The sequence below is a fragment of the Rhodoferax sp. U11-2br genome (genome assembly GCF_018619435.1).
GTDB lineage: Bacteria > Pseudomonadota > Gammaproteobacteria > Burkholderiales > Burkholderiaceae_C > Rhodoferax.
The window spans coordinates 1-21446 of the sequence record NZ_JAHFZF010000047.1 but is presented as its reverse complement, the minus strand read 5'-3'; the positions used below and the strand labels follow the sequence as shown (position 1 = coordinate 21446).

The 21446-nt window shown below is 62.6% G+C and carries 21 protein-coding genes; 3 read left to right on the top strand and 18 right to left on the bottom strand.

Features of this window, described 5'->3' with window-relative positions:
- Positions 1-12 precede the first annotated feature (12 nt).
- The 5 genes from KKO72_RS19815 to KKO72_RS19795 all read right to left on the bottom strand — a co-directional run bounded on the left by KKO72_RS19815 (position 13) and on the right by KKO72_RS19795 (position 4056).
- Positions 13-177 (bottom strand): DUF1328 domain-containing protein, encoded by a 165-nt coding sequence (locus KKO72_RS19815; RefSeq protein WP_078366251.1) that lies wholly within the window; start codon positions 175-177, stop codon positions 13-15.
- A gap of 60 nt (positions 178-237) precedes the next feature.
- Entirely contained in the window at positions 238-858 is a 621-nt protein-coding gene (locus KKO72_RS19810) for a hypothetical protein (RefSeq protein WP_214943277.1), read from the bottom strand.
- Between the two features lie 215 nt (positions 859-1073).
- Positions 1074-1973 carry a DMT family transporter gene (locus KKO72_RS19805; RefSeq protein ID WP_251140802.1) on the bottom strand — a complete coding sequence of 300 codons (900 nt, stop codon included), beginning with the start codon at positions 1971-1973 and terminating at the stop codon, positions 1074-1076.
- A complete protein-coding gene (locus KKO72_RS19800) occupies positions 1970-2464 on the bottom strand; it encodes a methylated-DNA--[protein]-cysteine S-methyltransferase (RefSeq protein ID WP_214943273.1) in 495 nt (164 codons plus the stop codon). Before KKO72_RS19800 ends, KKO72_RS19805 begins: the two co-directional genes overlap by 4 nt.
- A 44-nt stretch (positions 2465-2508) precedes the next feature.
- On the bottom strand, positions 2509-4056 hold the full coding sequence (locus KKO72_RS19795; RefSeq protein WP_214943267.1) for a DNA-3-methyladenine glycosylase 2 family protein: 1548 nt from the start codon (positions 4054-4056) through the stop codon (positions 2509-2511).
- Positions 4057-4189: 133 nt separating this feature from the next.
- Between KKO72_RS19795 and KKO72_RS19790 the strand changes: the two genes are divergently transcribed.
- The 3 genes from KKO72_RS19790 to KKO72_RS19780 are packed head-to-tail and all read left to right on the top strand — an operon-like array spanning position 4190 to position 8034.
- The gene (locus tag KKO72_RS19790; RefSeq protein WP_214943264.1) at positions 4190-5572 is read left to right on the top strand and encodes a phosphomannomutase/phosphoglucomutase; all 1383 of its coding nucleotides are present in this window, start codon (positions 4190-4192) and stop codon (positions 5570-5572) included.
- A 36-nt stretch (positions 5573-5608) separates the two neighbouring features.
- Positions 5609-6691 carry a lipopolysaccharide heptosyltransferase I gene (gene waaC / locus KKO72_RS19785; protein WP_214943260.1) on the top strand — a complete coding sequence of 361 codons (1083 nt, stop codon included), beginning with the start codon at positions 5609-5611 and terminating at the stop codon, positions 6689-6691.
- Positions 6688-8034, top strand: coding sequence for a 3-deoxy-D-manno-octulosonic acid transferase (locus tag KKO72_RS19780; protein WP_214943255.1), 1347 nt, complete (start codon positions 6688-6690; stop codon positions 8032-8034). The genes waaC and KKO72_RS19780 overlap by 4 nt, the downstream gene beginning before the upstream one ends.
- Before the next feature lie 30 nt (positions 8035-8064).
- Here KKO72_RS19780 and KKO72_RS19775 read toward each other — a convergent pair whose 3' ends face one another.
- The 13 genes from KKO72_RS19775 to KKO72_RS19715 all read right to left on the bottom strand — a co-directional run.
- The gene (locus KKO72_RS19775) at positions 8065-9381 is read right to left on the bottom strand and encodes a TolC family outer membrane protein (RefSeq protein WP_214943252.1); all 1317 of its coding nucleotides are present in this window, start codon (positions 9379-9381) and stop codon (positions 8065-8067) included.
- Positions 9382-9405: 24 nt separating this feature from the next.
- Positions 9406-9747, bottom strand: a complete 342-nt coding sequence (locus KKO72_RS19770) for a rhodanese-like domain-containing protein (RefSeq protein ID WP_214943249.1) — start codon at positions 9745-9747, stop codon at positions 9406-9408.
- 2 nt (positions 9748-9749) lie between these two features.
- Positions 9750-10412: a protein-L-isoaspartate O-methyltransferase gene (locus KKO72_RS19765; protein ID WP_214943243.1), complete on the bottom strand. Its 663-nt coding sequence runs from the start codon at positions 10410-10412 to the stop codon at positions 9750-9752.
- An 82-nt stretch (positions 10413-10494) separates the two neighbouring features.
- Positions 10495-13680, bottom strand: a complete 3186-nt coding sequence (locus KKO72_RS19760) for an efflux RND transporter permease subunit (protein WP_214943240.1) — start codon at positions 13678-13680, stop codon at positions 10495-10497.
- Positions 13681-14823, bottom strand: a complete 1143-nt coding sequence (locus KKO72_RS19755; protein WP_180127757.1) for an efflux RND transporter periplasmic adaptor subunit — start codon at positions 14821-14823, stop codon at positions 13681-13683.
- A gap of 20 nt (positions 14824-14843) precedes the next feature.
- On the bottom strand, positions 14844-15533 hold the full coding sequence (locus tag KKO72_RS19750; protein ID WP_214943237.1) for a TetR/AcrR family transcriptional regulator: 690 nt from the start codon (positions 15531-15533) through the stop codon (positions 14844-14846).
- A gap of 68 nt (positions 15534-15601) precedes the next feature.
- Positions 15602-16432 (bottom strand): exodeoxyribonuclease III, encoded by an 831-nt coding sequence (gene xth / locus KKO72_RS19745; RefSeq protein WP_214943234.1) that lies wholly within the window; start codon positions 16430-16432, stop codon positions 15602-15604.
- Between the two features lie 46 nt (positions 16433-16478).
- Entirely contained in the window at positions 16479-17066 is a 588-nt protein-coding gene (locus tag KKO72_RS19740) for a DUF4337 domain-containing protein (RefSeq protein ID WP_214943231.1), read from the bottom strand.
- A 3-nt stretch (positions 17067-17069) separates the two neighbouring features.
- Positions 17070-17564 carry a dihydrofolate reductase gene (locus KKO72_RS19735; protein WP_214943228.1) on the bottom strand — a complete coding sequence of 165 codons (495 nt, stop codon included), beginning with the start codon at positions 17562-17564 and terminating at the stop codon, positions 17070-17072.
- Positions 17565-17626: 62 nt separating this feature from the next.
- Positions 17627-18808 (bottom strand): MFS transporter, encoded by a 1182-nt coding sequence (locus KKO72_RS19730; RefSeq protein ID WP_214943226.1) that lies wholly within the window; start codon positions 18806-18808, stop codon positions 17627-17629.
- A gap of 11 nt (positions 18809-18819) precedes the next feature.
- A complete protein-coding gene (locus tag KKO72_RS19725) occupies positions 18820-19653 on the bottom strand; it encodes a thymidylate synthase (RefSeq protein ID WP_214943223.1) in 834 nt (277 codons plus the stop codon).
- 30 nt (positions 19654-19683) lie between these two features.
- The gene (locus tag KKO72_RS19720; RefSeq protein ID WP_214943221.1) at positions 19684-21117 is read right to left on the bottom strand and encodes an FAD-binding oxidoreductase; all 1434 of its coding nucleotides are present in this window, start codon (positions 21115-21117) and stop codon (positions 19684-19686) included.
- Positions 21098-21446: DUF2069 domain-containing protein (locus tag KKO72_RS19715; RefSeq protein ID WP_214943218.1), on the bottom strand; the 349-nt coding region annotated here is incomplete at its 5' end. The genes KKO72_RS19715 and KKO72_RS19720, both read right to left, overlap by 20 nt.

Here is a 21446-nt window from a genome sequence, read left to right as displayed (position 1 = left end):
GGGGTGGGTGGGCTAGCGCCCTTTGAGTGCACCGAACAGGAAGCTGACAACGGCCAGCACAATAAAAACAAAAAACAGGATCTTGGCAATGCCCACAGCGCCAGCGGCGATGCCGCCAAAGCCGAACAGGGCCGCAATCAAAGCAATGACAAAAAATACAACGGCGTAATGCAGCATGGTGAGTCTCCGGTTGGGTGAAGGGGTGAAACAGACCGGCAGCAAGCCGGCCTACTTGGCTTACAACTTGCCAAAAGCGGCTTTGGCGTCTTTCAGACAGTTGTCTTTGGCGGTGGATGCCATGGCATCACACTTTTCTTCAGCCACCTTCAACTGGGCCGCACGTTTGTCGGCAGCAGCGTCGGCCCGGACTTCCTTGTTCTCGCTGTTGGCTTGGGCTTTGGCTTCGGTGGTTTTTTCCTTGGCCGTGGTGTTGGCGGCGGAGGTCTTCATTTGCACCTTGGCATCGGCTTTGGCGGCGGTCAGGGCGGCCTTGGCTTCTTTCACACAGACATCCTTGGGGTTGCCAGCCAGGTCATCACATTTTTCTTTGGCCACGTCATAGGTGGCCTCGGCCTTGGCGATGCTGACTTTGCTGTGGGTTTTGGCGGTCGGTTTATGGCTGTTGTCCAGCTCGGCCAGTGCCACGGCTTCTTTGCCTTTGGCTTCGGCGATACAGATGTCCTTGGCGTTGTCTGCCTGCGCGTCACAGGCTTTTTTGTCGACCTTGTAGTCGGCCTTGATGCGGGTTTTGGCAGCGCTGAAATCGCTGGAAGACATGGTTTGTGCCATGGTGTTGCTGCCAAACAGCAAACAGACCGCCATAGCAACACCACTGAGCAGATTGAGAGGGTTCTTCATGAGTATTCCTTAAAGTTAAGACCTTCGCGAGCAGCAAAGGCTCCGAAGTCCTGACCTTAAGGGGTGGCAAGCGTCTGGTCTGTTCGCTTGCGCACATTCAAAGGACTGACGCCAAGCCGCCCCAGCGTTGTTGCATCGCCTTGCCGTACCGGGATGTACTGTCTGCGGCGATACGCCTAGCTGGGGCAGCTTGGCGTCAGTCCTGAAGTAAATGTTTAGTGTTTGCGCAGCTTGAACAAGTCCAGCGACAACGCGGTACCGCACAGAATCACAGCGCCACAGATCAGCATCCACGGTGTGACCAGCTCACCCAGAAACACCAGACCGTAGATCACCGCAAACACCGGGATCAGGAAGGTCACCGTCAGGGTGCTGGCCGCACCGACTTTGTCGATCAGCCGGAAGAACAGCACATACGCCACGCCGGTGCACAACACACCCACTGCCAACAGCGCCAGCCAGGCCGTCATGCTGGGCGTAGTTGTTGGCCAGAGCCACAGGGTGGGCACAGCCAGACCCAGGGTGGCGCCGATTTGGCTGCCAGTGGCCACCGCCAGCGACGGCACCCCGGCCAGGTAACGTTTGGTGAAACTGGCGGCGATGCCGTAACACAGACACGCCACCAGACAGGCCACCACCGCCCAGCCGCTGGAAAGACCCGAGGCATCGGGTTTGAAACTGGCTTTGCCCCAGGCCAGCATGGCCACACCCACAAACCCGATCAGCAGGCCCAGAATTTTTAGGCGGTGTGGGCGGTCACGCAACCAGACCCAGGCCACCAGCGCACCAAACAGTGGCACCGTGGCGTTGAGCAGGGCCGACAAACCGGTGGTGATGCTCATCAGTGCGTAGGAGTAACAGGCAAACGGGATGCCGGAGTTGATCAGGCCCAGAAAGAAAATCTTTTTCCAGTGCTGGCCCAGCGCCGCCCCCTGGCCACGTGCCAGCAGCAGCGGCAGCAAAAACAATGCAGCAATTCCGACCCGCAGGCCCGCCGTGGGCAGCGCACCAAATTCGGCGGCGCCCAGGCGCATGAACAAAAACGAGGCACCCCAGATGGCGCCCAGCAGGACAAATTCGATCAGCCAGGGTTGTTTGTTGGGGTGAGAAATCAAAGGACACCTTCAAGTTGCAACAGAGCGGTTTTTCGGTCCAGACCACCTGCGTAGCCGGTCAAGCTGCCCTTGGTGCCAATCACCCGGTGACAGGGCACGATGATAGTCAAGGGGTTGCGCCCCACCGCGGCACCCACCGCCCGCACCGCGCTTGGCTTGCCAATGCGGCTGGCCAGCTGGCCGTAACTGCAGGTGGCACCGAACGGGATATCCAGCAACGCCTGCCACACGGCCTGCTGGAACGCGGTGCCAGCGGCCAGGGTCACAGGCAGGTCGAACTGGCGGCGCTGCCCGGCAAAGTAGTCCTGCAACTGGACCTTGGCCTGCTGCAACACCGGCTGCCCGGCATCGGGGGCGTAACCGGACAGGTCCGGCAGATGCGCCTGGCCCTCAAACCAGATGCCGACCAGCTGGTTGTTGCAAGCCGCCAGCAGCATGGTGCCCAGCGGGCTGGTGAGCTGGGTGACTTGGGTGTGTTTTGGGAGTTTCATGTGTTTTGGCCTCTAGCCCTTGTATCAAAAGGGCTGGTAGCTATTTAAGTCATAGTGATGGGGCGAGATTCGACGGGGCTGGTGGGCGGCGACAGATTGGCCCAGGCACGGATCACCGCGTAACTGCGCCAGGGTTGCCAGGCGGTGGCGGCTGCCAACGCGGCCTGCGCCGGGTTGGGCTGCTGGCGCACACCCAGCGCGTTGTGCAAGGCCACATCACCGGCTGGAAACGCATCGGGCCAGTGCAGGGCGCGCATGCAGATGTACTGTGCTGTCCAGTCACCAATACCCGGCAGGGCTTGTAACGCCGCGCGGGTCTGGTCGGGGTCGGCGCCGGGCTGCAACTGCAAGGTGCCGCTGGCCACCGCGTGTGCCAATGCCAGGATGGCGTTCTGGCGTTGCTTCACGATGCCGAGTTGGCCGAGGACTTCGCCGCTGGTTGTGGCCAGTGTCTCGGCACTTGGGAACAGCCGGTCCAGCCCGGCCACCGGTGTCTGGATCGGCTCACCCAACTGGGCCACCAGCCGCTGGCACAGAGTGCGTGCGGCGGCCACGGTGATTTGTTGTCCCAGCACCGCACGCACCGCCAGCTCAAAACCGTCCAGCGCGCCGGGCAGACGCAGGCCGTCACTGTTCGGAAAATGGCTATGCAACACCTGGTTGATGGCGCGCGGGTCAGCGTCCAGGTCGAGCAGGGCGCGTACCTTTGCCATCACCTGGGGCAACACCTCAGCCAGAGAGTCACTCACCGTCAGGTCGACACGGCAGCGGGTGTCATCAAACTGCGCCACCAGCCAGCCGGTGGTGCGCTGGGAACCAGCGTGGATGGACAGGGTTTTGGCGAAACACAGGCTTTTGGGTGCCAGGCTCACCAGCTCGGTGCCTTGGACTTGGCGTCTGGCCAAAAACTGCAGCATGGCCGCCACGTCATAGGGCGGGCGGTAGGCCAGTTTGAGATGGATGCCGCTGTGGCCTGCGGCGCTGCTGGGTGGTCCGTTGCGCCGCAACTGGGTTGGGTTCAGGCCATATTGCTCGGCAAATGCCGCATTAAAACGCCGCACGCTGGCAAACCCGCTGATCTGCGCCACCTGCGAGGCTGGCAAGCGGGTGTCGGTCAGCAGCTGTTTGGCGCACAACAGGCGCCGGGTCTGCAAGTATTGCAGCGGCGAGACACCAAACTGCGCCTCAAAAATGCGCCGCAAATGCCGGTCGCTGATGCCCAGGCGCTGCGCCAGTGTGGCCACACCCAGCGCCTGCCCGGGGCTGCCGGGCGCTGCGTCCATCAGCCGGGCGGCCTGCTGCGCCAGGATGCTGGAGGCGTCCTGCATTGACCAGACCTGGGCTCCCCCGCCACCGGGCGCCAGCTCGGGTCGACAGCGCAGGCAGGGCCGAAAACCGGCCTGCTCTGCCAGCGCCGCGTGCGGGAAAAAGCGGCAGTTGTCACGCTTGGGGGTGCGCACCCGGCACACCGGTCGGCAATAAATGCCGGTAGAGGTGACACCGGTGAAAAAATTGCCGTCAAAACGCGCGTCCCGGGCTTTCAGAGCCAGGTAACAGGCATCGTCGTAGGCGGTGGTGGGCGGCAAGGACATGGGCTGGATGATAGGTGCCGCAGCGCCTTGTGTGCTGCCAGTTCTGGTCGTTTTCGGACATCTCCCTGACTTGGTTGGCGGCCTACAATGCCCAGCGCAAAAACGGAACTTCTCCAACCAGCAAGGGACCTTCATGCAGTTATCTCCTACGATTTTCAAAGCCTATGACATCCGTGGTGTGGTGCCCAGCACCGTGAATGAGGCCATGGCCGAAGCCCTGGGCCGGGCCTTTGGCACCGTGGCCTTGCGTGAGGGGCAAAAAGTGGTCGCGGTCGGGCGCGACGGGCGCCTGAGTGGCCCGGCGCTGAGTGCCGCGCTGATCCAGGGTCTGGTGTCGGTCGGTGTCGAGGTGATCGACATTGGCAAAGCCACGACACCGATGTTGTACTTTGCCGCCACCACCTTGTGCGCCAGCGGCATCCAGGTCACCGGCAGCCACAACCCCAAGGACTACAACGGTTTCAAGATGGTGATGGACGGCCGCGCCATCTACGGCGACGAGATCCAGACCCTGCGCCAGATCATGGAAAACGACAGCTGGGTGCTGCAGGATGGCGGCTCGGTGCGCCATGTGGATGTGTTGCCCGCTTACTCCGCACGCATTGTGGGTGGCATCACACTCTCGCGCCCGATGAAGATTGTGGTCGACTCGGGCAACGGCATTGCCGGCGCCTCGGCCCCCGGCATCCTGCGTGCGATTGGTTGTGAGGTGACCGAGTTACACAGCGAAGTGGACGGCAACTTCCCCAACCACCACCCCGACCCCAGCAAACCCGAAAACCTACGTGACGTGGTGGCCGCACTCAAGGCCGGTGACGCCGAAATTGGTCTGGCTTTTGACGGCGACGGTGACCGCCTCGGCATCGTCACCAAAGAGGGCAACACGATTTACCCTGACCGCCAGATGATGCTGTTTGCACGTGATGTGCTCAAACGTGCCCCCGGTGGCACCGTTATTTTTGACGTGAAGTGTTCCCAACGCCTGGCGCCCACGATCGCCGAGGCCGGTGGTGTGCCGATGATGTTCAAGACCGGCCACTCGTTGATCAAGGCCAAGATGAAAGAGATCGGCTCGCCTCTGGGTGGCGAGATGAGTGGCCACATCTTCTTCAAGGAACGCTGGTACGGCTTTGACGACGGCACCTACGCCGGTTGCCGCCTGTTGGAGATTTTGAGCCAGTCGCCTGACGCCAATGCGGTGCTCAATGCGCTGCCCACCAGCTTCTCCACGCCCGAACTCAATGTGAAATGTGCCGAGGGTGAACCACACCGTCTGGTCGACCAACTGGTGGCCAAGGTCAACTTCCCGGCACCGGCCACCGTCAACACCATTGACGGCCTGCGCGTGGATTGGCCGGACGGTTTTGGCCTGATCCGCGGCTCCAACACCACACCGGTGCTGGTGCTGCGGTTTGAGGGCCACACGCCTGAGGCGCTGGCGCGTATTGAGGCCGACATGCTGGCCCTGTTGCGCTCGGTCAAACCCGACGCACAGTTTGACACCGCTGCCCATTGACGTTCATGCGTCGTGTGTGGGGCTGGGGCGGCTGACGTGCGGATCCTGATTGTCAAACTCTCCTCGCTGGGGGATGTGGTGCACACCATGGCGGCGGTGCAGGACATCCGCCAGGCCCACCCGTATGCGCAGATCGACTGGGTGGTCGAGCGTGCATTTGCGCCGCTGGTGCTGCGTTGCAAAGGGGTGCACCGGGTGATCCACTGTGAGCTGCGGCGCTGGCGCAAGGCGCCTTTGGCCGCAGAGACACGCCAAGCCTGGAAAGAGTTCAAGCAGGAGTTGCAGCAGACCCCCTACGACGCGGTGATTGACCTGCAGGGTTTGAGCAAATCGGCCCTGGTGTCCAAGCTGGCCCGGCTGGCACCGGGCGGCAAACGCTACGGCATAGCCAACCAGACCGAGGGCTCCAGCTTTGAGGCACCGGCACGCTGGGTGGCCGATGTGGCGATCACCTTGCCGACCCACTGCCACGCGGTCACACGGGCACGCCTGCTGTGTGCCGAGATATTTGGCTACACCCTGCCGTTTTACATGCATTTTGGGCTGTTGGCCCAGATGGATAAAGGGCTGGCAGATGCCAAAAAAGTAGCATTCCGAACCGGCTTGCAAGGTCTGGTGGCCTTGGTGCATGGCACCTCGCGCGCCGACAAATGCTGGCCGCTGGACCATTGGCGTGCCTTGGCGAGCCGACTGAATGCCGCCGGTTTTATGGTGGCCCTGCCGCATGGCAGCGCGGCCGAAGAAGCCGTGTGCCACGAGATCGCCCAAGACCTGGCCCATGTGCAGGTCTGGCCGCGCTTGGCGCTGGACGCCCTGACCGACTCCCTGGCCAACTGCGACGGTGTGATTGGTGTGGACAGCGGCCTGAGCCACATCGCGGTGGCGCTGGACCTGGCCCATGTGCAGCTCTACAACTTTGACACCGCCTGGCGCACCGGCCCGCTGGCCGAGCAGCAGGTCGAACACGGTGGCCCGGCGCCGCGCCAGGTCAGTGTTTATGCCGATCCGATACCCACCGTGGACAGCGTCTGGCAAGCCTGGACGTCTGTGCTGGCCGCTGCGCAGGCGCATCGGCAGGCGGCGGGTCACAACCGTCCTTCGAGTTTTGCCCACCTATGATCCGTGCCCTGTATTCCGTCGCCATGTGGCTGGCTCAGCCGCTGCTGATCCTCAAACTCAAACGCCGTGGCGCCAAAGAGCCCGGTTACCTGCATGCCATCCCCGAGCGTTTTGGCCACTACAGCCAACCGCTGCCGCCGCACGACGGCCCCACTGTCTGGCTGCACACCGTCTCGCTGGGTGAAACCCGTGCGGCTGCGGTGCTGGTCACCGCGCTGCGCCAGATCTTGCCCGACATGCGCCTGCTGCTGACCCACGGCACCGCCACCGGCCGCGCCGAGGGTGCCAAACTGCTGTTGCCGGGTGACCTGCAGGCTTGGCAACCCTGGGACACCGTGGGCGCCACCCAGCGTTTTCTGCGCCACTTCAAGCCGCAGATTGGTGTGCTGATGGAAACCGAAATCTGGCCGAATCTGGTGGCCACCTGCCATGCGCGTCAGATGCCGCTGGTGCTGGCCAGCGCCCGCCTGAGTGACAAGTCGCTGCGCCAGGCCGAGCAACTGGCTTGGCTGGCACGCCCGGCCTATGCGGGCCTGAACGCGGTCTGGCCACAAACCCCGCAGGACGCCCAGCGTTTCAACACCCTGGGCGCGCCGGTGCGGGCGGTGCTGGGTAACCTCAAATTTGACGCCACACCCGATGCACAGCAGATCGCCACCGGGCGCGGCTGGCGTCAGCAGGCGGGTCGGCCGGTGGTGATGATCGCCAGCTCGCGTGAAGGCGAAGAGCTGGCTTTGTTGCAGATTCTCAAGACACTTAGCCCTCCAGACCTTGTCGATCAAGGGCAGGCAGCTATTGATAATGAAGCAAAAAAGATCCAGTGGCTGATCGTGCCACGCCATCCGCAGCGTTTTGAGGTGGTGGCTGAGCTGATCCAGGCCCAGGATTTCACGGTGTCGCGCCGCAGCAGCTGGGGCACAGAAGGGCCGACCCTGTCAGAGGGGGCACCAGACATCTGGCTCGGCGACTCCCTGGGGGAGATGGCGCTGTACTTTGGCCTGGCCGATGTGGCCTTGCTGGGTGGCAGTTTTGAGCCGCTCGGTGGCCAGAACCTGATCGAAGCCGCCGCTTGTGGCTGCCCGGTGGTGATGGGGCCACACACATTTAACTTCGCGCTGGCCTCCGAGCAGGCACAAGAGGCCGGTGCCGCACTGCGGGTGGCCGACCTGAGTGCGGGTGTGGCGCTGGCTGCCGAGCTGGTAGTGGACGAGACGCGGCTGGATCAGGCGCGTCAGGCCTGTGGCCAGTTTTCCCAGGCGCACCGGGGTGCGGCGCAACGCCTGGCTCGCGCCATTGTGCATGTGATGAACGCCTCGGTGGCGGGGCTGGTGCGTACCGGTTGAGCGTGGGTGCGGCGCCGGCCGGGCGCTGGTTCAGTGCTCAAGCAGCGCGTTGATGGCGTTGATGTCTTCTTCTTTGAGTGAGCCATTGGCTTGGCGCAACTTGAGGTTGCCCAGCAATACGTCATAACGCGCCTTGGCCAGCTTGGCCTTGGTGTCATACAGGGTGGTTTGGGCGTTGAGCACATCGATGTTGATGCGCACCCCCACCTGGTAACCCAGTTTGGTCGCATCCAGCGCACTCTGGCTTGAGGCTTCGGCTGCTTCGTAAGCCTTCACTTGGCCCATGCCCGACTGCACGCCAAAAAAGGCGCTGCGTGTGGCCTGGGCCACCCCACGGCGAGCGGCGTCCAGGTCAGAGCGGGACTTTTCTTCCAGCGCCACGGTTTCTTTGAGGCGGTTCTGGATCGCAAAACCGGCAAACAGCGGCAGGTTAAAACTCAGGCCGACCGTGGCCACATTGGTGCGGTAGTCCTGGGTCAGGCTGCTGGAGCCGTTGTTGTGGGTGACGCCGTAGCTGCCGGTCAGGTCGAGTGTGGGTTTGTGGCCAGCTTGGGCCTTTTGGGTTTCGAGCTCGGCCACCTCAAGGGCAATGCGCGCCTGGCGCACGCTCGGGTGGATGTCTTCAGACTCGGCCACCCAGGGGCTGACCTCTGCGGGCAGGATGACGGGCAGGGCTGTTGGCAAGTGCAAGGGCTTGGGGGCCGCGTTTTGGCCGGTGAGCTGGTCCAGCGCCAGCTTCTTGACGCGTAAATCGTTGTCGGCGGCGATTTCCTGGGCCAGCACCAGATCAGCCTTGGCCTGCGCTTCGCGGGTGTCGGTGATGGTGGCGGTGCCGACTTCAAAGTTGCGCTTGGCCGAGGCCAGTTGCTCCGAAACTGCGGACTTCTGCGCGGTGACAAACCTCAGGGTGTCCTGGGCGGCCAGCACGTCAAAGTAGGCTTGGCTGACCCGCACAATCAGATCCTGGTTGGCGGCCTCCAACTGGGCCTGTGCCAGGGCTGCCTGTTTTTTACCTTGTTCGGCGGTGGCCACATTGGCCGGGCGGTACAGCGGCTGAGAGGCGCTCAGGGTGACACCCTGGTTGCCGTAGCTGCGCTCCATCGCCGCGATGTCGCTGTTAACGTTGTTGCGGTTGACCGAGCTGCCCAGGTTAACGCTGGGCAGCAACCCGGCCCGGGCTTGCTCCCCTTTGGCCAGGGTGGCCTCAAACTGGGATTTGGCCGATTGGTAGCTGGCGTCAAAGGCCTTGGCGGACTGGTACAGGTCGGTCAGACTTTGCGCCTGCGTCGGCAGGGCCAGCAGCGTGCTGATGGCCAGCGTTAGGGGGAGGAGGCGCAGAGTCTTCATGATGGGGTACCCGGTGAGGCAAATTCAGTAACGCGGTATGCGGGCGTCCACTTCGGCAGACCAGGCGTTGATACCACCCGCGATGTTGGCCACATGGGTGAACCCACGCGCGCTCAGGAACGAGGCCACCTGCATGCTACGGCCACCGTGGTGGCACAGGCAGGCCACCGGGCGGCTCGGGTCCAGCTCAGACAGACGCGGTGGGATCAGCCCCATCGGGATGCAAAGCAGCTCAAATCCGTCTGCCTGGATGCTGGCCAGTGCCAGCTCATGGGGTTCGCGCACATCCAGCACCACGGGCTGACCATGTTGTTGGACCGAGGCCAGCCAGGCTGGCAGCTGAGAGGGGCTGATCTGCGCAACCATGCTCAGAACCTGAAGCTGGAAGCCTGCGCAAAATTTTGCAGGCGTGGGGCGTTGTCGTCCCATTTTTCGGTGCTTTGGAAGTTGCTGTCGCTGGTGCGGGTGATCACGGTGGCGTGCATGATGGGCTCCTGGCCCACGATGGCCACCAGGCGGCCACCCACCTTGAGCTGCTGCAACAGCGCCGGGGGCACTTCACTGACCGAGCCACCGAGCAGGATCACATCAAACGGGGCATCGGCGGCGGCGCCCTGGGCACCGTCAGCACAACGCACCTCGGCGTTGTGGATGCCGGCGCGTTGCAGGTTGGCGCGGGCCAGGTCGGCGAGCTCGGGGTGGATCTCGAGCGAAATCACACGTTGCGCCTGTTTGGCCAGCAGTGCGGTGGTGAAGCCACTGCCTGTGCCAATCTCCAGCACCTTGTCGGTGGCCTGGACGGCGGCATCTTGTAACAAGCGGGCTTGTTGGCGCGGCGCCATCATGACCTGTTGACCCGGCAGCGGGATGGCCATGTCGGCAAACGCCATCGCTTTGTAAGACGCTGGCACAAAGTCTTCGCGTTTGACCACCGCCAGCAGTTCCAGCACGGCGCTGTCTGCCACGTCCCAGGGGCGGATCTGTTGCTCGATCATGTTGAAGCGCGCTTGCTCGACGTTATGCAGGGTCATGTTGTGTACTCCGGGGGGTATGTTAGCAATGTTTGTCAATTTTAGCTGGCCTGGTGTTTGGCGCGGGTTTGGATGGCTGTCTTTACAGTGCGTCGGGTGTGGTTTGGCGTACCCCCGAGCGGCGACCCAGCCAACGCGCCAAGTCATCCATGTAGCAGTACATCACAGGCACCACCACCAGGGTCAGCAGCGACGAGGTGATGACCCCCCCAATCACCGCCTGGCCCATGGGCGCGCGCATCTCGGAACCCTCGGTCATGGCAAAAGCCAGCGGCACCATGCCAAAAATCATGGCCAGGGTGGTCATCAGGATTGGGCGCAGGCGCACCCGGGCGGCCAGCAGCAGGGCCTCTACACGTGGCAGACCGGGCAAGACTTTGCCATCTGCGTCCAGTGTCGATTCGCGCGCGCGAATGGCAAAGTCCACCAGCAAAATTGCGTTTTTTGTGACCAGACCCATCAGCATCACCACCCCGATCACCGAGAACATCGACAGTGTCGAGTTGAACAGCATCAGGGCCAGCACCACACCGATCAGGGTCAGTGGCAGGGCGGTCATGAGTGCGAGCGGCTGGAAAAAGCTCTTGAACTGGCTGGCCAGGATCATGTAGATGAAGATCACCGCGAGCACCAGGGCCGAGACCGCGTAGCCGAAGGCTTCGGCCATGTCCTTGGTGGAGCCGCTGAACTTGTAGCTGTAGCCTGCAGGCATGGCAATGCTGTCCATGGCGGTTTTGATGTCCTTGGAGATCTCACCGGCCGAGCGGCCCGCCACATTGCCGGAGATAGCCACCTCGCGCGTCAGGTCGCGCCGGTTGATCTGGTTGGAGCCGGTGGACTCGACGACACTGGCAACCTGGTTCAGCCGCACCACGCGGGTGCTGCCGTCGCTGGTGCTGCTCAGGGCAAACGGCAGTTGGGCCAGGTCTGCGGGCTGGTTGCGCGCCTCGGGCGACAGGCGCACGTTGACGTCATAGGTCTGGTCGTCGGGGGCGCGCCAGTTGCCCACGGTTTTTCCGGCCACCAGGGTGCGCAGGGCGTTGCCAATCTGCGCTACGCTCAGGCCCAGGTCGGAGGCGGCGTCGCGGTGCACTTGCACGTCCAGCGTGGGTTTGTCGGGTTTGAGCGAGGAGTCCAGGTCCACCAGGCCGGGCACGTCGCGGATCTTGTCTAGTGCCAGGCTCGACAAGCGCGCCAGTTCCCCCATGTCGGGCCCCTGGATCGAGAACGCAATCTGTTTTTGCCCGCCAATCGGGTCGAGCAGACCCACATGGGTGATGGTGATGCCCGGCACCTGGCGCAAACGCAGGCGCAGGATGTTGGACATCTCATCCAGGCTGCGCTGGCGCAGATGGCGGTCCACCAGGCGGATGTAGACATTGGCGTAGATCTTGCCCGCTGCATTGCCGGTGTTGATGGTGGCCAGGGTGTAGTTGACCTCGGGGAAAGAGCGCACGATGGCTTCCACTTGGCGTGCACGGGCTTCGGTGACTTCCAGCGAGGAACCCACCGGGGTGTTGAAGGTGACGCTGGTCTCCGAAAAATCGGACTTGGGCACAAACTCGGTGCCCAGCAGCGGCACCATTGCGATGCTGATCACAAAAATCACCAGCGCCAGTGCCAGGGTGCCCAGTTTGTGCATCAAGGCCCGGCGCAAAATCGCCTGGTAGATCTCTGCCAGGGTGTCGGTGGCCTGGTCAAACAGCGCGGTGACACGGCCCACCGTGCGGTCGTAGAACGAGACCGGCCGATGTCGCTGGCCATGCGCTTCAATGCTCGGGTCGTGCCACAGGCTGGAGAGCATCGGATCCAGCGTGAAGCTGACAAACATCGAGATCAGCACCGCCGCCACAATGGTCAGGCCAAACTCGTGGAAAAACTTGCCGATGATGCCGCCCATGAACCCAATCGGCAAAAACACCCCAACGATGGACAAGGTTGTGGCCAACACCGCCAGGCCAATTTCATTGGTGCCGTCCATCGCGGCCTGGTAGGCGCCTTTGCCCATCTGCACATGGCGCACGATGTTTTCGCGCACCACAATGGCATCGTCGATCAACAACCCCACACACAGGCTCAGCGCCATCATGGTGATCATGTTGATGGTGAAACCAAACAGGTTCATGAAGAAAAAGGTGCCAATCAGCGCAATCGGCAGCGTCAGACCGGTGATGATGGTGGAGCGCCAGGAGTTCAGAAACAGGAACACGATCAGCATGGTCAGCCCGGCGCCCTCGATCAGGGTCTGGCGCACATTGGCCACCGACACCCGGATCTGGCGCGAGTTGTCGGTGATCTGGGCCAGCTTGACACCCGGAGGCAGCTGGGTTTGCATCGTTTCCAGCGTTTTTTTCAGGTTGTCGACCACCGCAATGGTGTTTTCGTCCTGGGCCTTTTGCACATTGAGCAACAGCGTGCGTTGGCCGTTGTAGAGCGCCAGGCTCTCGATTTCCTGGGCACCGTCAGACACTTTGGCGACTTGATCTACCCGCACCGGTGCGCCGTTTTTGCGGGTGATGATGATGCGCCCGAAGTCTTCGGGGCGCTGCACCCGGGCGGCGATCTGGATCACCCGGTCCTGATCGACGGATCGGATGGTGCCGGCAGGGTAGTCCTGGTTCTCGCCATTCACCGCGTTCACCACCTGGTCAGGCGTGATGCCAAACGCTTCCAGCGCCTGCGGGTTAAGGTAGATGTTGATCTCGCGTTTGCTGCCGCCCACCAGCGTGACCGAGCCAACGCCTCGCACGTTCTCCAGGCGCTTCTTGAACACCTGTTCGGCCCAGTTGGTGAGCTCCACTGGGCTCATGGCCTGGCCTTGGGCGGTGGTGTCGGGTAGCACCGCCACCGACCAGACCGCCCGGCTGGCTGGATCAAAACGCAGCACACGTGGTTCTTTGACCTCGGTGCGCAGCGAGGGGCGAACCGAGGCCACCTTTTCTCGCACATCGTCAGCGGCCTTGCGGCCATCCATGTGCAAACCAAATTCGATGATCACCACCGAGGTGCCCTCGTAGGAGCGCGAGGTCAGGGCGTTGATGCCGGCAATGGCGTTGACGCCTTCCTCGATTTTTTTGGTGACTTCGCTCTCGACAATTTCAGGCGAGGCACCGGGGTAGTCGGTGCTGATCACCACCACCGGGAAGTCGATGTTGGGGAACTGGTCCACCTGCAGGCGCTGCATCGAAAACAGGCCCAGTACCACCAGCGCCAGCATCATCATGGTGGCAAACACCGGGTTGTTCAGGCTGACACGGGTGAACCACATTCAGACAGCCCCTTTGACCGGGGCGGCCAGCTTGACTTGGGTGCCTTCACGCAACACCCCCGCCGCACCCGAGATGACGCTCATGCCCTCGGTGGCGCCCGTGAGGCTGACCAGGGTCTGGCCATCCACCTCGCTGCGTGGGCCCAGTGTCACGGCCACATGGCGCACCTGCTGGTTCTGGACAATCTGGATGTAGGGCTGGGGCTTGTCGGTGCGCACCGCGCTCAAAGGCACAGCCAGGCCGGTCATCGAGCCAATGGCCAGCGCACCCTGTGCAAACAGGCCGTGGCGCAGCTCGGTGCCCGGCGCAATCGCCAGGTACACCAGCACCGCGCGGCTGCCCACCGAGGCGCTCGGGTTGATGCGCACCACCGTGGCGGATACGGGCTGCTGTAAGCCTTCGACGCGCAACTCCGCTTTTTGGCCGACCTTGACCTGCAAGGCGTCCGCTGCGCTGAGTTCGGCCTGCATCTCCAGGCGGCTCAGGTCCACAATCTCGACCACCTTGGCATCCACCGCCAAGCGCTCACCGGGCTGGGCCAGGCGTTGGGACACCCAGCCGCCGATGGGTGCGCGCAGCACCGTGTCGCTGAGGGTTTTAGCCGACACATCGGCCGCAGACTGGGCCGCAGCATAGGTGGCCTGGGCATTGGCCAGGTTGGCCTGGGATGAGACCAGGGCGGTGTTGGAGATAAAGCCCTGGGTCACCAGGGCCTGGTTGTTCTCGTGTGTGCGTTGGGCAATATCCACCTGGGCCTTGGCCGCTTGTGCCTGCTGGCGGACCTGGCGCAAACGGGCGTCAGACTCGGTCGGGTCAATCTGACCCAGCACCTGGGCTGCCCGCACACGGTCGCCCTCGCGCACCGTCAAGCCTTGCAACTCACCCGCCACCCGGGCCTTGACCATGGCGGTGTTGACGGCGGTGATTGCACCGGAAATGGCCACAGACAGCGGCAGCTCGCGGCTGCTCAACGCGATCAGGTCACTGGGCGGCAGCTCAATTGACACCTGTGTTTTTTGCTCGGTTTGCAGCGCCGCCAGCGCAGCCTGTTTGTCCTTGCGGGCCGACAGTGTGCGCACTGTGCCGCCCGCCAAGACTGCCACCACCACACCGAGAAGGGTCCATTTGAGCCAGGGTTTCATGCGCTTGGATGCTCCAGAATCTAAGACAGACCAGCGTCCGGGTCGGTGCTGGTGGTACTGAAACCACGCAACAACAAATCGAGTTGCATGGCCAGGTAGTGTTCGGGTTCGATCTGTGAGGCCGGGTCGCAGCAGGTGCCCAGCGAATGGTTCCATGTGGTCAGAAACAGCAGCGGCGCCAGCACCATGTAGACAGCGTATTTGAGGTCCATTGGTCGGAATTCACCGCGGTCCACACCACGCTGCAAGATGCGGGCGATCAGGGCGCAGCCGGGCTGGATCACCTCCTGCTGGTAAAAAGCCGCCAGTTCCGGGAAGTTGCGCGCCTCGCTCATCATCAGTTTGGGGATGCCCGAGGCCTTGGTGGCGCCAATACGCTCCCACCAGCAGTTCAGGCAATAACGCAGCATCTCCTGCGAGTTGCCATCGAAGTGTTCAATCTCCTCGCTCCACTGGGTAAAGCGCCCCGAAATGTGCTCACGCACCACGGCCTTGAACAGTTCCTCTTTGCTGGAGAAATACAGGAACAGGGTGCCTTTGGACACACCTGCGAGGGTGGCCACTTCTTCCACCCGGGTGGCGGCAAAACCTTTGTCCACAAACAGATCGAGTGCAGCTGCCAGCAGTTCGCCGGGCCGCGCGTCCTTGCGGCGCAAGCGCCGGTTGTGGGTGTCTGTGGGGGTGGCTTCGGAGACGGGCGACAAGGGCATGAGTTAATGACTGATCGGTTATTAATGTAGCCTTGGGTGGCCCAGGTGTCAATCTCAGGAGCCAAAGCTCAGGGGGTGTCCAGACACAGCACCACCGGGGCGTGGTCGCTGGGGCGCTCGTTCTTGCGGGGTGTCTTGTCGATCTGGCAGGCGCTGACCAGCGGTTTGAGCGCCCGGCTGACCAGGATGTGGTCGATGCGCAAACCCCGGTTGCGCCGGAATGCCATGTCACGGTAGTCCCACCAGGAGTAACTTTTGGCTGGCTGGGGAAACAAGCGGTGCGCGTCACTCAGGCCCAGCGCCACCAGCGCCTGCAGGTGGTAACGCTCTTCGTCGGTGCAGTGGATCTGGTCGCGCATGCCCTCGGGGTCCCAGACGTCGGCATCGTCAAAGGTGATGTTGAAGTCACCCATCAGCACCAGGTTCGGGTGCATCAACAACTCGCTGCGTAACCAGGCGCGCAAGCCGTCGAGCCAGGCCATCTTGTACTCAAACTTGTCGCTGCCAGGCTCCTGGCCATTGGGGAAATAGGCCCCAATCACCCTCAAGCCCTTATTGGATAAGGGTGGGGTGCTCTCATTTGTGGCATTTTCCACGGGCGTCTCACCCAGTGGGAAGCTGCCGCTGATGACGCGTGCCATGTCGTCGTCAAACCCCGGGATGTTTTTCACCACGTCCAGGGCGGGCGTGCGCGAGATCAGCGCCACGCCGTTGTAGGTTTTCTGGCCAAAACATTGGGCGGTGTAACCGGCCTGGGCAAAGGCATCGTGCGGAAACTTGTCGTCGGTCAGCTTGAGCTCTTGCAGGGCCAGCACGTCGACCGGATTGGCGACCAGCCAGTCCAGCACTTGGGGCAGGCGCACGGTGAGTGAGTTGACGTTCCAGGTGGCGAGTTTCATAGGATGTATCGGGCGCTAGCCCTTTAAGAATCTGGCTGGATTGCTATCAAAGATGTAAGAATGCCATGGCGCCCACCGCCAGCCCCACGCCACCAGCGGCAAACATGGCGACCTCGAGCCACTTCTTTTTGGTCAGCAGGGCAATGGCGGCCAGGGCAATGGACACCTGCAGCACCGTGGTGGACTGCGCCCAGCGGTGGTGCTGGTGCATTTGTTCGTCGCTCTGGCGGTCCCACTCGGTGGCCTCGGCTTCGAGCTTGTCGGCCACGACCTTGATCTCGCCTTTTTCCTTCTCGTAACGGTCCATCTTGGCCTGGTAGGTGGGTTTTTTGTCCTCCGGAGCCAGGTCGCGGGCGAGTTCAGCCAGTGACTGTTTGGTGCTTTTGGCCTGGAAGAAATTCCACTGGTTGGCGGCCTCGGTCTTTTTGATCGCCGCGTTGTTTTTGTACAGGCCGGCATTGGCCTGGGTGGCACCGCCCATGTAGCCAAACAGGGCGCCGACGGTGGCGATGATGGCAGTGAAGAGGGCGATCTGGTTGGTCATGCGGCTGTGATCGCCGTGGCCGCCACCTTGTTGTGCGTGCTCCAATTCGTGGTCGTGTGGGCCGTGGACGTGAAAACCGTGTCCTGACATGTCTCAAATTCCTTGCTGACGCGTGTAGGTGACAAAACTGTAGGCCAGAGCGTTGCTGGCGGTGTGTGATTCTCGGGCCGTTTCTTGCCACTCCGGTCCGAAGCGGGGTGCAAAAGCATCCCCTTCAAAGGCCGCCTCAATCTCGGTGACCACGGCCTGTGTGGCCAATGGCAGAGCCTGGGCATAGACCTCGGCACCACCAATCACCCAGGCGGTGCTGTCTGGCGGGCACAGATCACAGGCTTGGCTGATGCTGTGCGCCACCAGCGCGCCCTCGGCCTGCCAATCGGTCTGGCGGGTCACCACCACGTTGAGCCGACCGGGCAGTGGGCGGAATTTGGCGGGCAGCGAGTCCCAGGTTTTCCGGCCCATGATCACCGGGCAGCCCAGGGTGCTGCGTTTGAAATGCGCCATGTCTTCGGGCAGGTGCCAGGGCAGGGTGTTGTTGTGGCCTATCACACCATTGCTGGCGCGGGCAAAAATAAGTTTGAGTTGCATCAGAGAAGGCTCCGGGGGATAGGTGTCCGCAAGGCTGAATTGTCACCTTGTGCTGCGCACCCTCAGGTCAGCTGGTTGAGCCGTTCGGTCACCCACAACAAGGCTAGCAAGATCAACACCAGCGTGGGCATCACCATCGGCAAGCCAGCATACGCCGCCAGCAAGCCACAGGCGGCAGGCACGGCAGCACTGCCCACATACGACAAACCAATCTGCCGCCCGATGACCTTGGCAGTGAGTTCGGCCGGGAAACGGCGCGCGGTCTCGTGCATCATCGACGGGTACACAGGCGCACAGCCCAGCCCCATCAGCACCAGACCCGCCAGCGACAACGCTGCAGGCAGGCCAGGAATGGCAAACACCACCCCACCCAGCGTGGCCGTCACCAGACCGAGCCGGATCAGCCGACGGTTGCCCAGCCGGTTGGCCACCAGGCCCACCGCAAAGCGCCCGGCCGTGATCGAACCAAAGAAAAACGACACCCACAAGCCCGCAGTGGCCGGGCTGCTGCCTCGGCTGTTGACCAGAATGCTGGCCGCCCACAAACCGGTACCGGCCTCCGCCGCCACATAGAGTAAAAAGCCCAGCGGCGCCAGCCAGGTGGCGGCAACCGAGACCGGCTTGAGGCGCGCCTGTTGTGCCTCGTTGTGCACTTCAGGAGGTGGTTTGGCGTTTTCGCGCTGCCATAAAGAGAGTGACAGCAGCAGGATGACTGCCAGCGACAGCTGCATCGTTGCCAGCGTCTGGTAACCCGCTTGCCAGCCTTGTGTGGCCAGGGTGGCACCCATGATCAGCGGCCCCAAGGTGGCGCCAATACCCCAGCAGCCGTGTAACCAGTTCATATGGCGCGAGGAATAGTGTGCTGCCACAAAGTGGTTGAGCCCTGCGTCCACCGCACCCGCGCCCAGGCCCAGCGGCACCGAGAGGGCCAGCAACCAGCCCATCGACGGCGCCAGCGAAAAACCCAGCAGTGCCAGCCCGGTCAGGAAACCGCTGATCATCACCACCACGCCGGTACCGAGTTTGTTTAGCACATAGCTACTCACCACGGTGCTCAGGCCCGAGCAGGCGGTCAGGGTGATGGTGAGCAGGCCCACGGCGGCCAGTGGCTGCTGCAGGTCCTGCCGCATCGCGGTCCAGGCCACACCGAGCACGCCGTCGGGCAGGCCCAGGCTGATGAAGGCCAGGTAAATGATGGTCAGCAGAGCCAGGTGCACCAGCGGCACCTTGTTGTTCAAAGACACCTTGGCAGCTCTCAAACAGCGACCGGTGCCTTGATGGCCGGGTGGCTCTGGTAACCCTGAACCTCAAAGTCCTCAAACTGGTAATCAAAAATGCTAGCAGGTCGGTTTTTGATCACAAGGGCTGGATAGGCAAAAGGCGCACGACTCAGCTGCAGCGCCACCTGCTCCTGGTGGTTGCTGTAGATGTGGCAGTCGCCGCCGGTCCAGATGAAGTCACCCACGTCCAGGTCACACTGCTGCGCCACCATGTGGGTCAGCAGCGCATAACTGGCGATGTTGAAAGGCACGCCCAGAAAGATGTCGGCGCTGCGCTGGTAGAGCTGGCAACTGAGTTTGCCGCGTCCGCCCGGTGTGGTGGGCGGCGCCACATAAAACTGGAAGAAGGCGTGGCAGGGCATCAACGCCATCTTGTCCAGGTCGGCCACATTCCAGGCGCTCACGATGATGCGGCGGCTGTCCGGGTTGGTTTTGAGGGTGTTGATCACCTGCTGGATCTGGTCGATGTGGCCACCATCAGGGGTGGGCCAACTGCGCCATTGCACACCATAGACCGGGCCCAGGTCACCGTCGGCGCGCGCCCATTCGTCCCAGATGGTGCAGCCGTTGTCCTGCAGCCATTTGACATTGCTGTCACCACGCAGGAACCACAGCAATTCCACAATGATGGCGCGCAGGAACACCTTCTTGGTGGTCACCAGCGGAAAGCCTTCGTTCAAATCGAACCGCATTTGGTAACCAAACACGCTGGTGGTGCCGGTGCCGGTGCGGTCGGCCTTGAACACACCGTGGGTGTGGACGTGGCGCAGGAAATCTTCGTATTGGGAGCGGATGGGGGCAGAGGTCATAGGTGGGATTTTCCTACAAACCCCGTCCCCTCAAACGGACAGCACGCGACCCGGGTTCATCAGGTTCTCCGGGTCCAGCGCCTGTTTGATGGCGCGCATCATGGTAAGCGCCACCTGCGACTTGTAGTGCTCCAGTTGGTGCAGCTTGAGGCTGCCGATGCCGTGTTCGGCGGAAATCGAGCCGCCAAAGCGCGTCACCGCATCAAACACCAAGCGATTGACCTCGGGCTCGTGCTCGCGCAAAAAGGCGGCTGCGTCGACACCCTCCGGGGCCTGCACGTTGTAGTGCAGGTTGCCGTCACCCAGGTGGCCAAAATTGACCAGACGCACGCCCGGTATGGCTTGCGCCAGCGCCGCATCGGTGCTCTGGACAAAGGCGGGAATGTTCGAGATCGGCAGCGAGATGTCGTGTTTGATGTTGAGCCCCTCTTGGGACTGCGCCAGCGAGATGCTCTCGCGCACCTGCCACAAGGCCTTGGCCTGGCCCAGGTTTTCGGCCACCACCGCGTCGGTGACACAACCATCGGCCAAGGCGGCTTCCAGCAGACCTTCAAATTGCAAGCGCGCGTGGGCCTCGGACTCGTGGTCGGAGTTCTCGAGCAGCACACAGAATGGCCCGTCCTGCCATAGTGGCACGCGCAACTGTTTGAAATGTTTGTCCACCAGGCGCAGGGCAAACTGCCCCATCACCTCAAAACCGGTTAAGCCCGCGCCCAGATGGCGATGCGCCAGGCCTAGCAGCGTCACGGCGGCCTGCATCGATGGCACGACCGCCCAGGCGGTGAGCTGGGCCGCGGGAAGTGGGTAGAGCTTCATCGTGGCGGCGGTGATGATGCCCAGCGTGCCTTCGGAGCCGATGAACAGGTGGCGCAGGTCGTAGCCGGTGTTGTCCTTGCGCAGGCCACTCAAGCCGTTCCAGACCTCACCTTGTGCAGTCACCACTTCGAGACCCAGGCACAACTCGCGGGTGTTGCCAAAACGCAGCACCTGGGTGCCACCGGCGTTGCTACCCAGATTGCCACCCAGGGTGCAGGAGCCTTCAGCGGCCAGACTCAGGGGAAACAGATAACCGGCGCTCAGGGCGTGTTCCTGCACGGCTTGCAGCACACAACCGGCTTCGGCGGTGAGGGTTTGGTTGGCAGCATCCAGGCCGCGCACCTTGTTCATTCGTTGCAGGCTCAGCACAATTTGCCGACCCGACTCATCCGGTGTGGCACCCACCACCAGCGAGGTGTTGCCACCCTGCGGCACGATGCTCAGCGCCTGATCCGGGTGTGCAGCCCGGTGCCGGGCGCAGGCCTGGACCACCGCTGCCACCTCGGCCGTGTTGCCCGGGCGCACCACCGCGAGCGCCTTGCCGCGCGCACGTTGGCGCCAGTCCTGCTCCCAGGCGCTTAAATCCCCCTCGCTGAGCACATGGGCCTCGCCGACGAGGCTGCGGAGTTCACTCAGCAGGTTTTGCATGGCTTGCCGCTTCTAATTGGGCCTTCTTGACATCGCGAAAACGCCAGCGGATGTGCATCGCGCTGGCCGCAAACAGGGACAGGCACAGCGCAATCTCGACCATGGCCAGGTAATTGCTCGGCGGCCGGTCACTGTAGGCGCGCACCACGCCTTCGGTGAAATACAGCCAGACCATCAGCGTGACCCAGCGGTGGGTGTACATGCGGTTTTTGAGCAGTCCGATCAGTGGTAGGCACAGCGGCAGTACCTTGAGCGCCAGCAGCGAGCCGCCCGGGCGCACCGGGGCCAGCACCAGCTCCCAGGCCAGGCCAAGCACGATCAGGCCGAGC

Excerpts from the sequence above, each read along its gene's own strand:
- KKO72_RS19740 (WP_214943231.1), bottom strand. The coding sequence starts at position 17,066 with ATGTCAGGACACGGTTTTCACGTCCACGGCCCACACGACCACGAATTG.
- KKO72_RS19770 (WP_214943249.1), bottom strand. The coding sequence starts at position 9,747 with ATGGTTGCGCAGATCAGCCCCTCTCAGCTGCCAGCCTGGCTGGCCTCG.
- KKO72_RS19800 (WP_214943273.1), bottom strand. The coding sequence starts at position 2,464 with ATGAAACTCCCAAAACACACCCAAGTCACCCAGCTCACCAGCCCGCTG.
- KKO72_RS19795 (WP_214943267.1), bottom strand. The coding sequence starts at position 4,056 with ATGTCCTTGCCGCCCACCACCGCCTACGACGATGCCTGTTACCTGGCT.
- KKO72_RS19765 (WP_214943243.1), bottom strand. The coding sequence starts at position 10,412 with ATGACCCTGCATAACGTCGAGCAAGCGCGCTTCAACATGATCGAGCAA.
- KKO72_RS19775 (WP_214943252.1), bottom strand. The coding sequence starts at position 9,381 with ATGAAGACTCTGCGCCTCCTCCCCCTAACGCTGGCCATCAGCACGCTG.
- KKO72_RS19725 (WP_214943223.1), bottom strand. The coding sequence starts at position 19,653 with ATGACCTCTGCCCCCATCCGCTCCCAATACGAAGATTTCCTGCGCCAC.
- KKO72_RS19750 (WP_214943237.1), bottom strand. The coding sequence starts at position 15,533 with ATGCCCTTGTCGCCCGTCTCCGAAGCCACCCCCACAGACACCCACAAC.
- KKO72_RS19790 (WP_214943264.1), top strand. The coding sequence starts at position 4,190 with ATGCAGTTATCTCCTACGATTTTCAAAGCCTATGACATCCGTGGTGTG.
- KKO72_RS19720 (WP_214943221.1), bottom strand. The coding sequence starts at position 21,117 with ATGCAAAACCTGCTGAGTGAACTCCGCAGCCTCGTCGGCGAGGCCCAT.
- xth (WP_214943234.1), bottom strand. The coding sequence starts at position 16,432 with ATGAAACTCGCCACCTGGAACGTCAACTCACTCACCGTGCGCCTGCCC.
- KKO72_RS19735 (WP_214943228.1), bottom strand. The coding sequence starts at position 17,564 with ATGCAACTCAAACTTATTTTTGCCCGCGCCAGCAATGGTGTGATAGGC.
- KKO72_RS19755 (WP_180127757.1), bottom strand. The coding sequence starts at position 14,823 with ATGAAACCCTGGCTCAAATGGACCCTTCTCGGTGTGGTGGTGGCAGTC.
- KKO72_RS19810 (WP_214943277.1), bottom strand. The coding sequence starts at position 858 with ATGAAGAACCCTCTCAATCTGCTCAGTGGTGTTGCTATGGCGGTCTGT.
- KKO72_RS19815 (WP_078366251.1), bottom strand. The coding sequence starts at position 177 with ATGCTGCATTACGCCGTTGTATTTTTTGTCATTGCTTTGATTGCGGCC.
- KKO72_RS19760 (WP_214943240.1), bottom strand. The coding sequence starts at position 13,680 with ATGTGGTTCACCCGTGTCAGCCTGAACAACCCGGTGTTTGCCACCATG.
- KKO72_RS19780 (WP_214943255.1), top strand. The coding sequence starts at position 6,688 with ATGATCCGTGCCCTGTATTCCGTCGCCATGTGGCTGGCTCAGCCGCTG.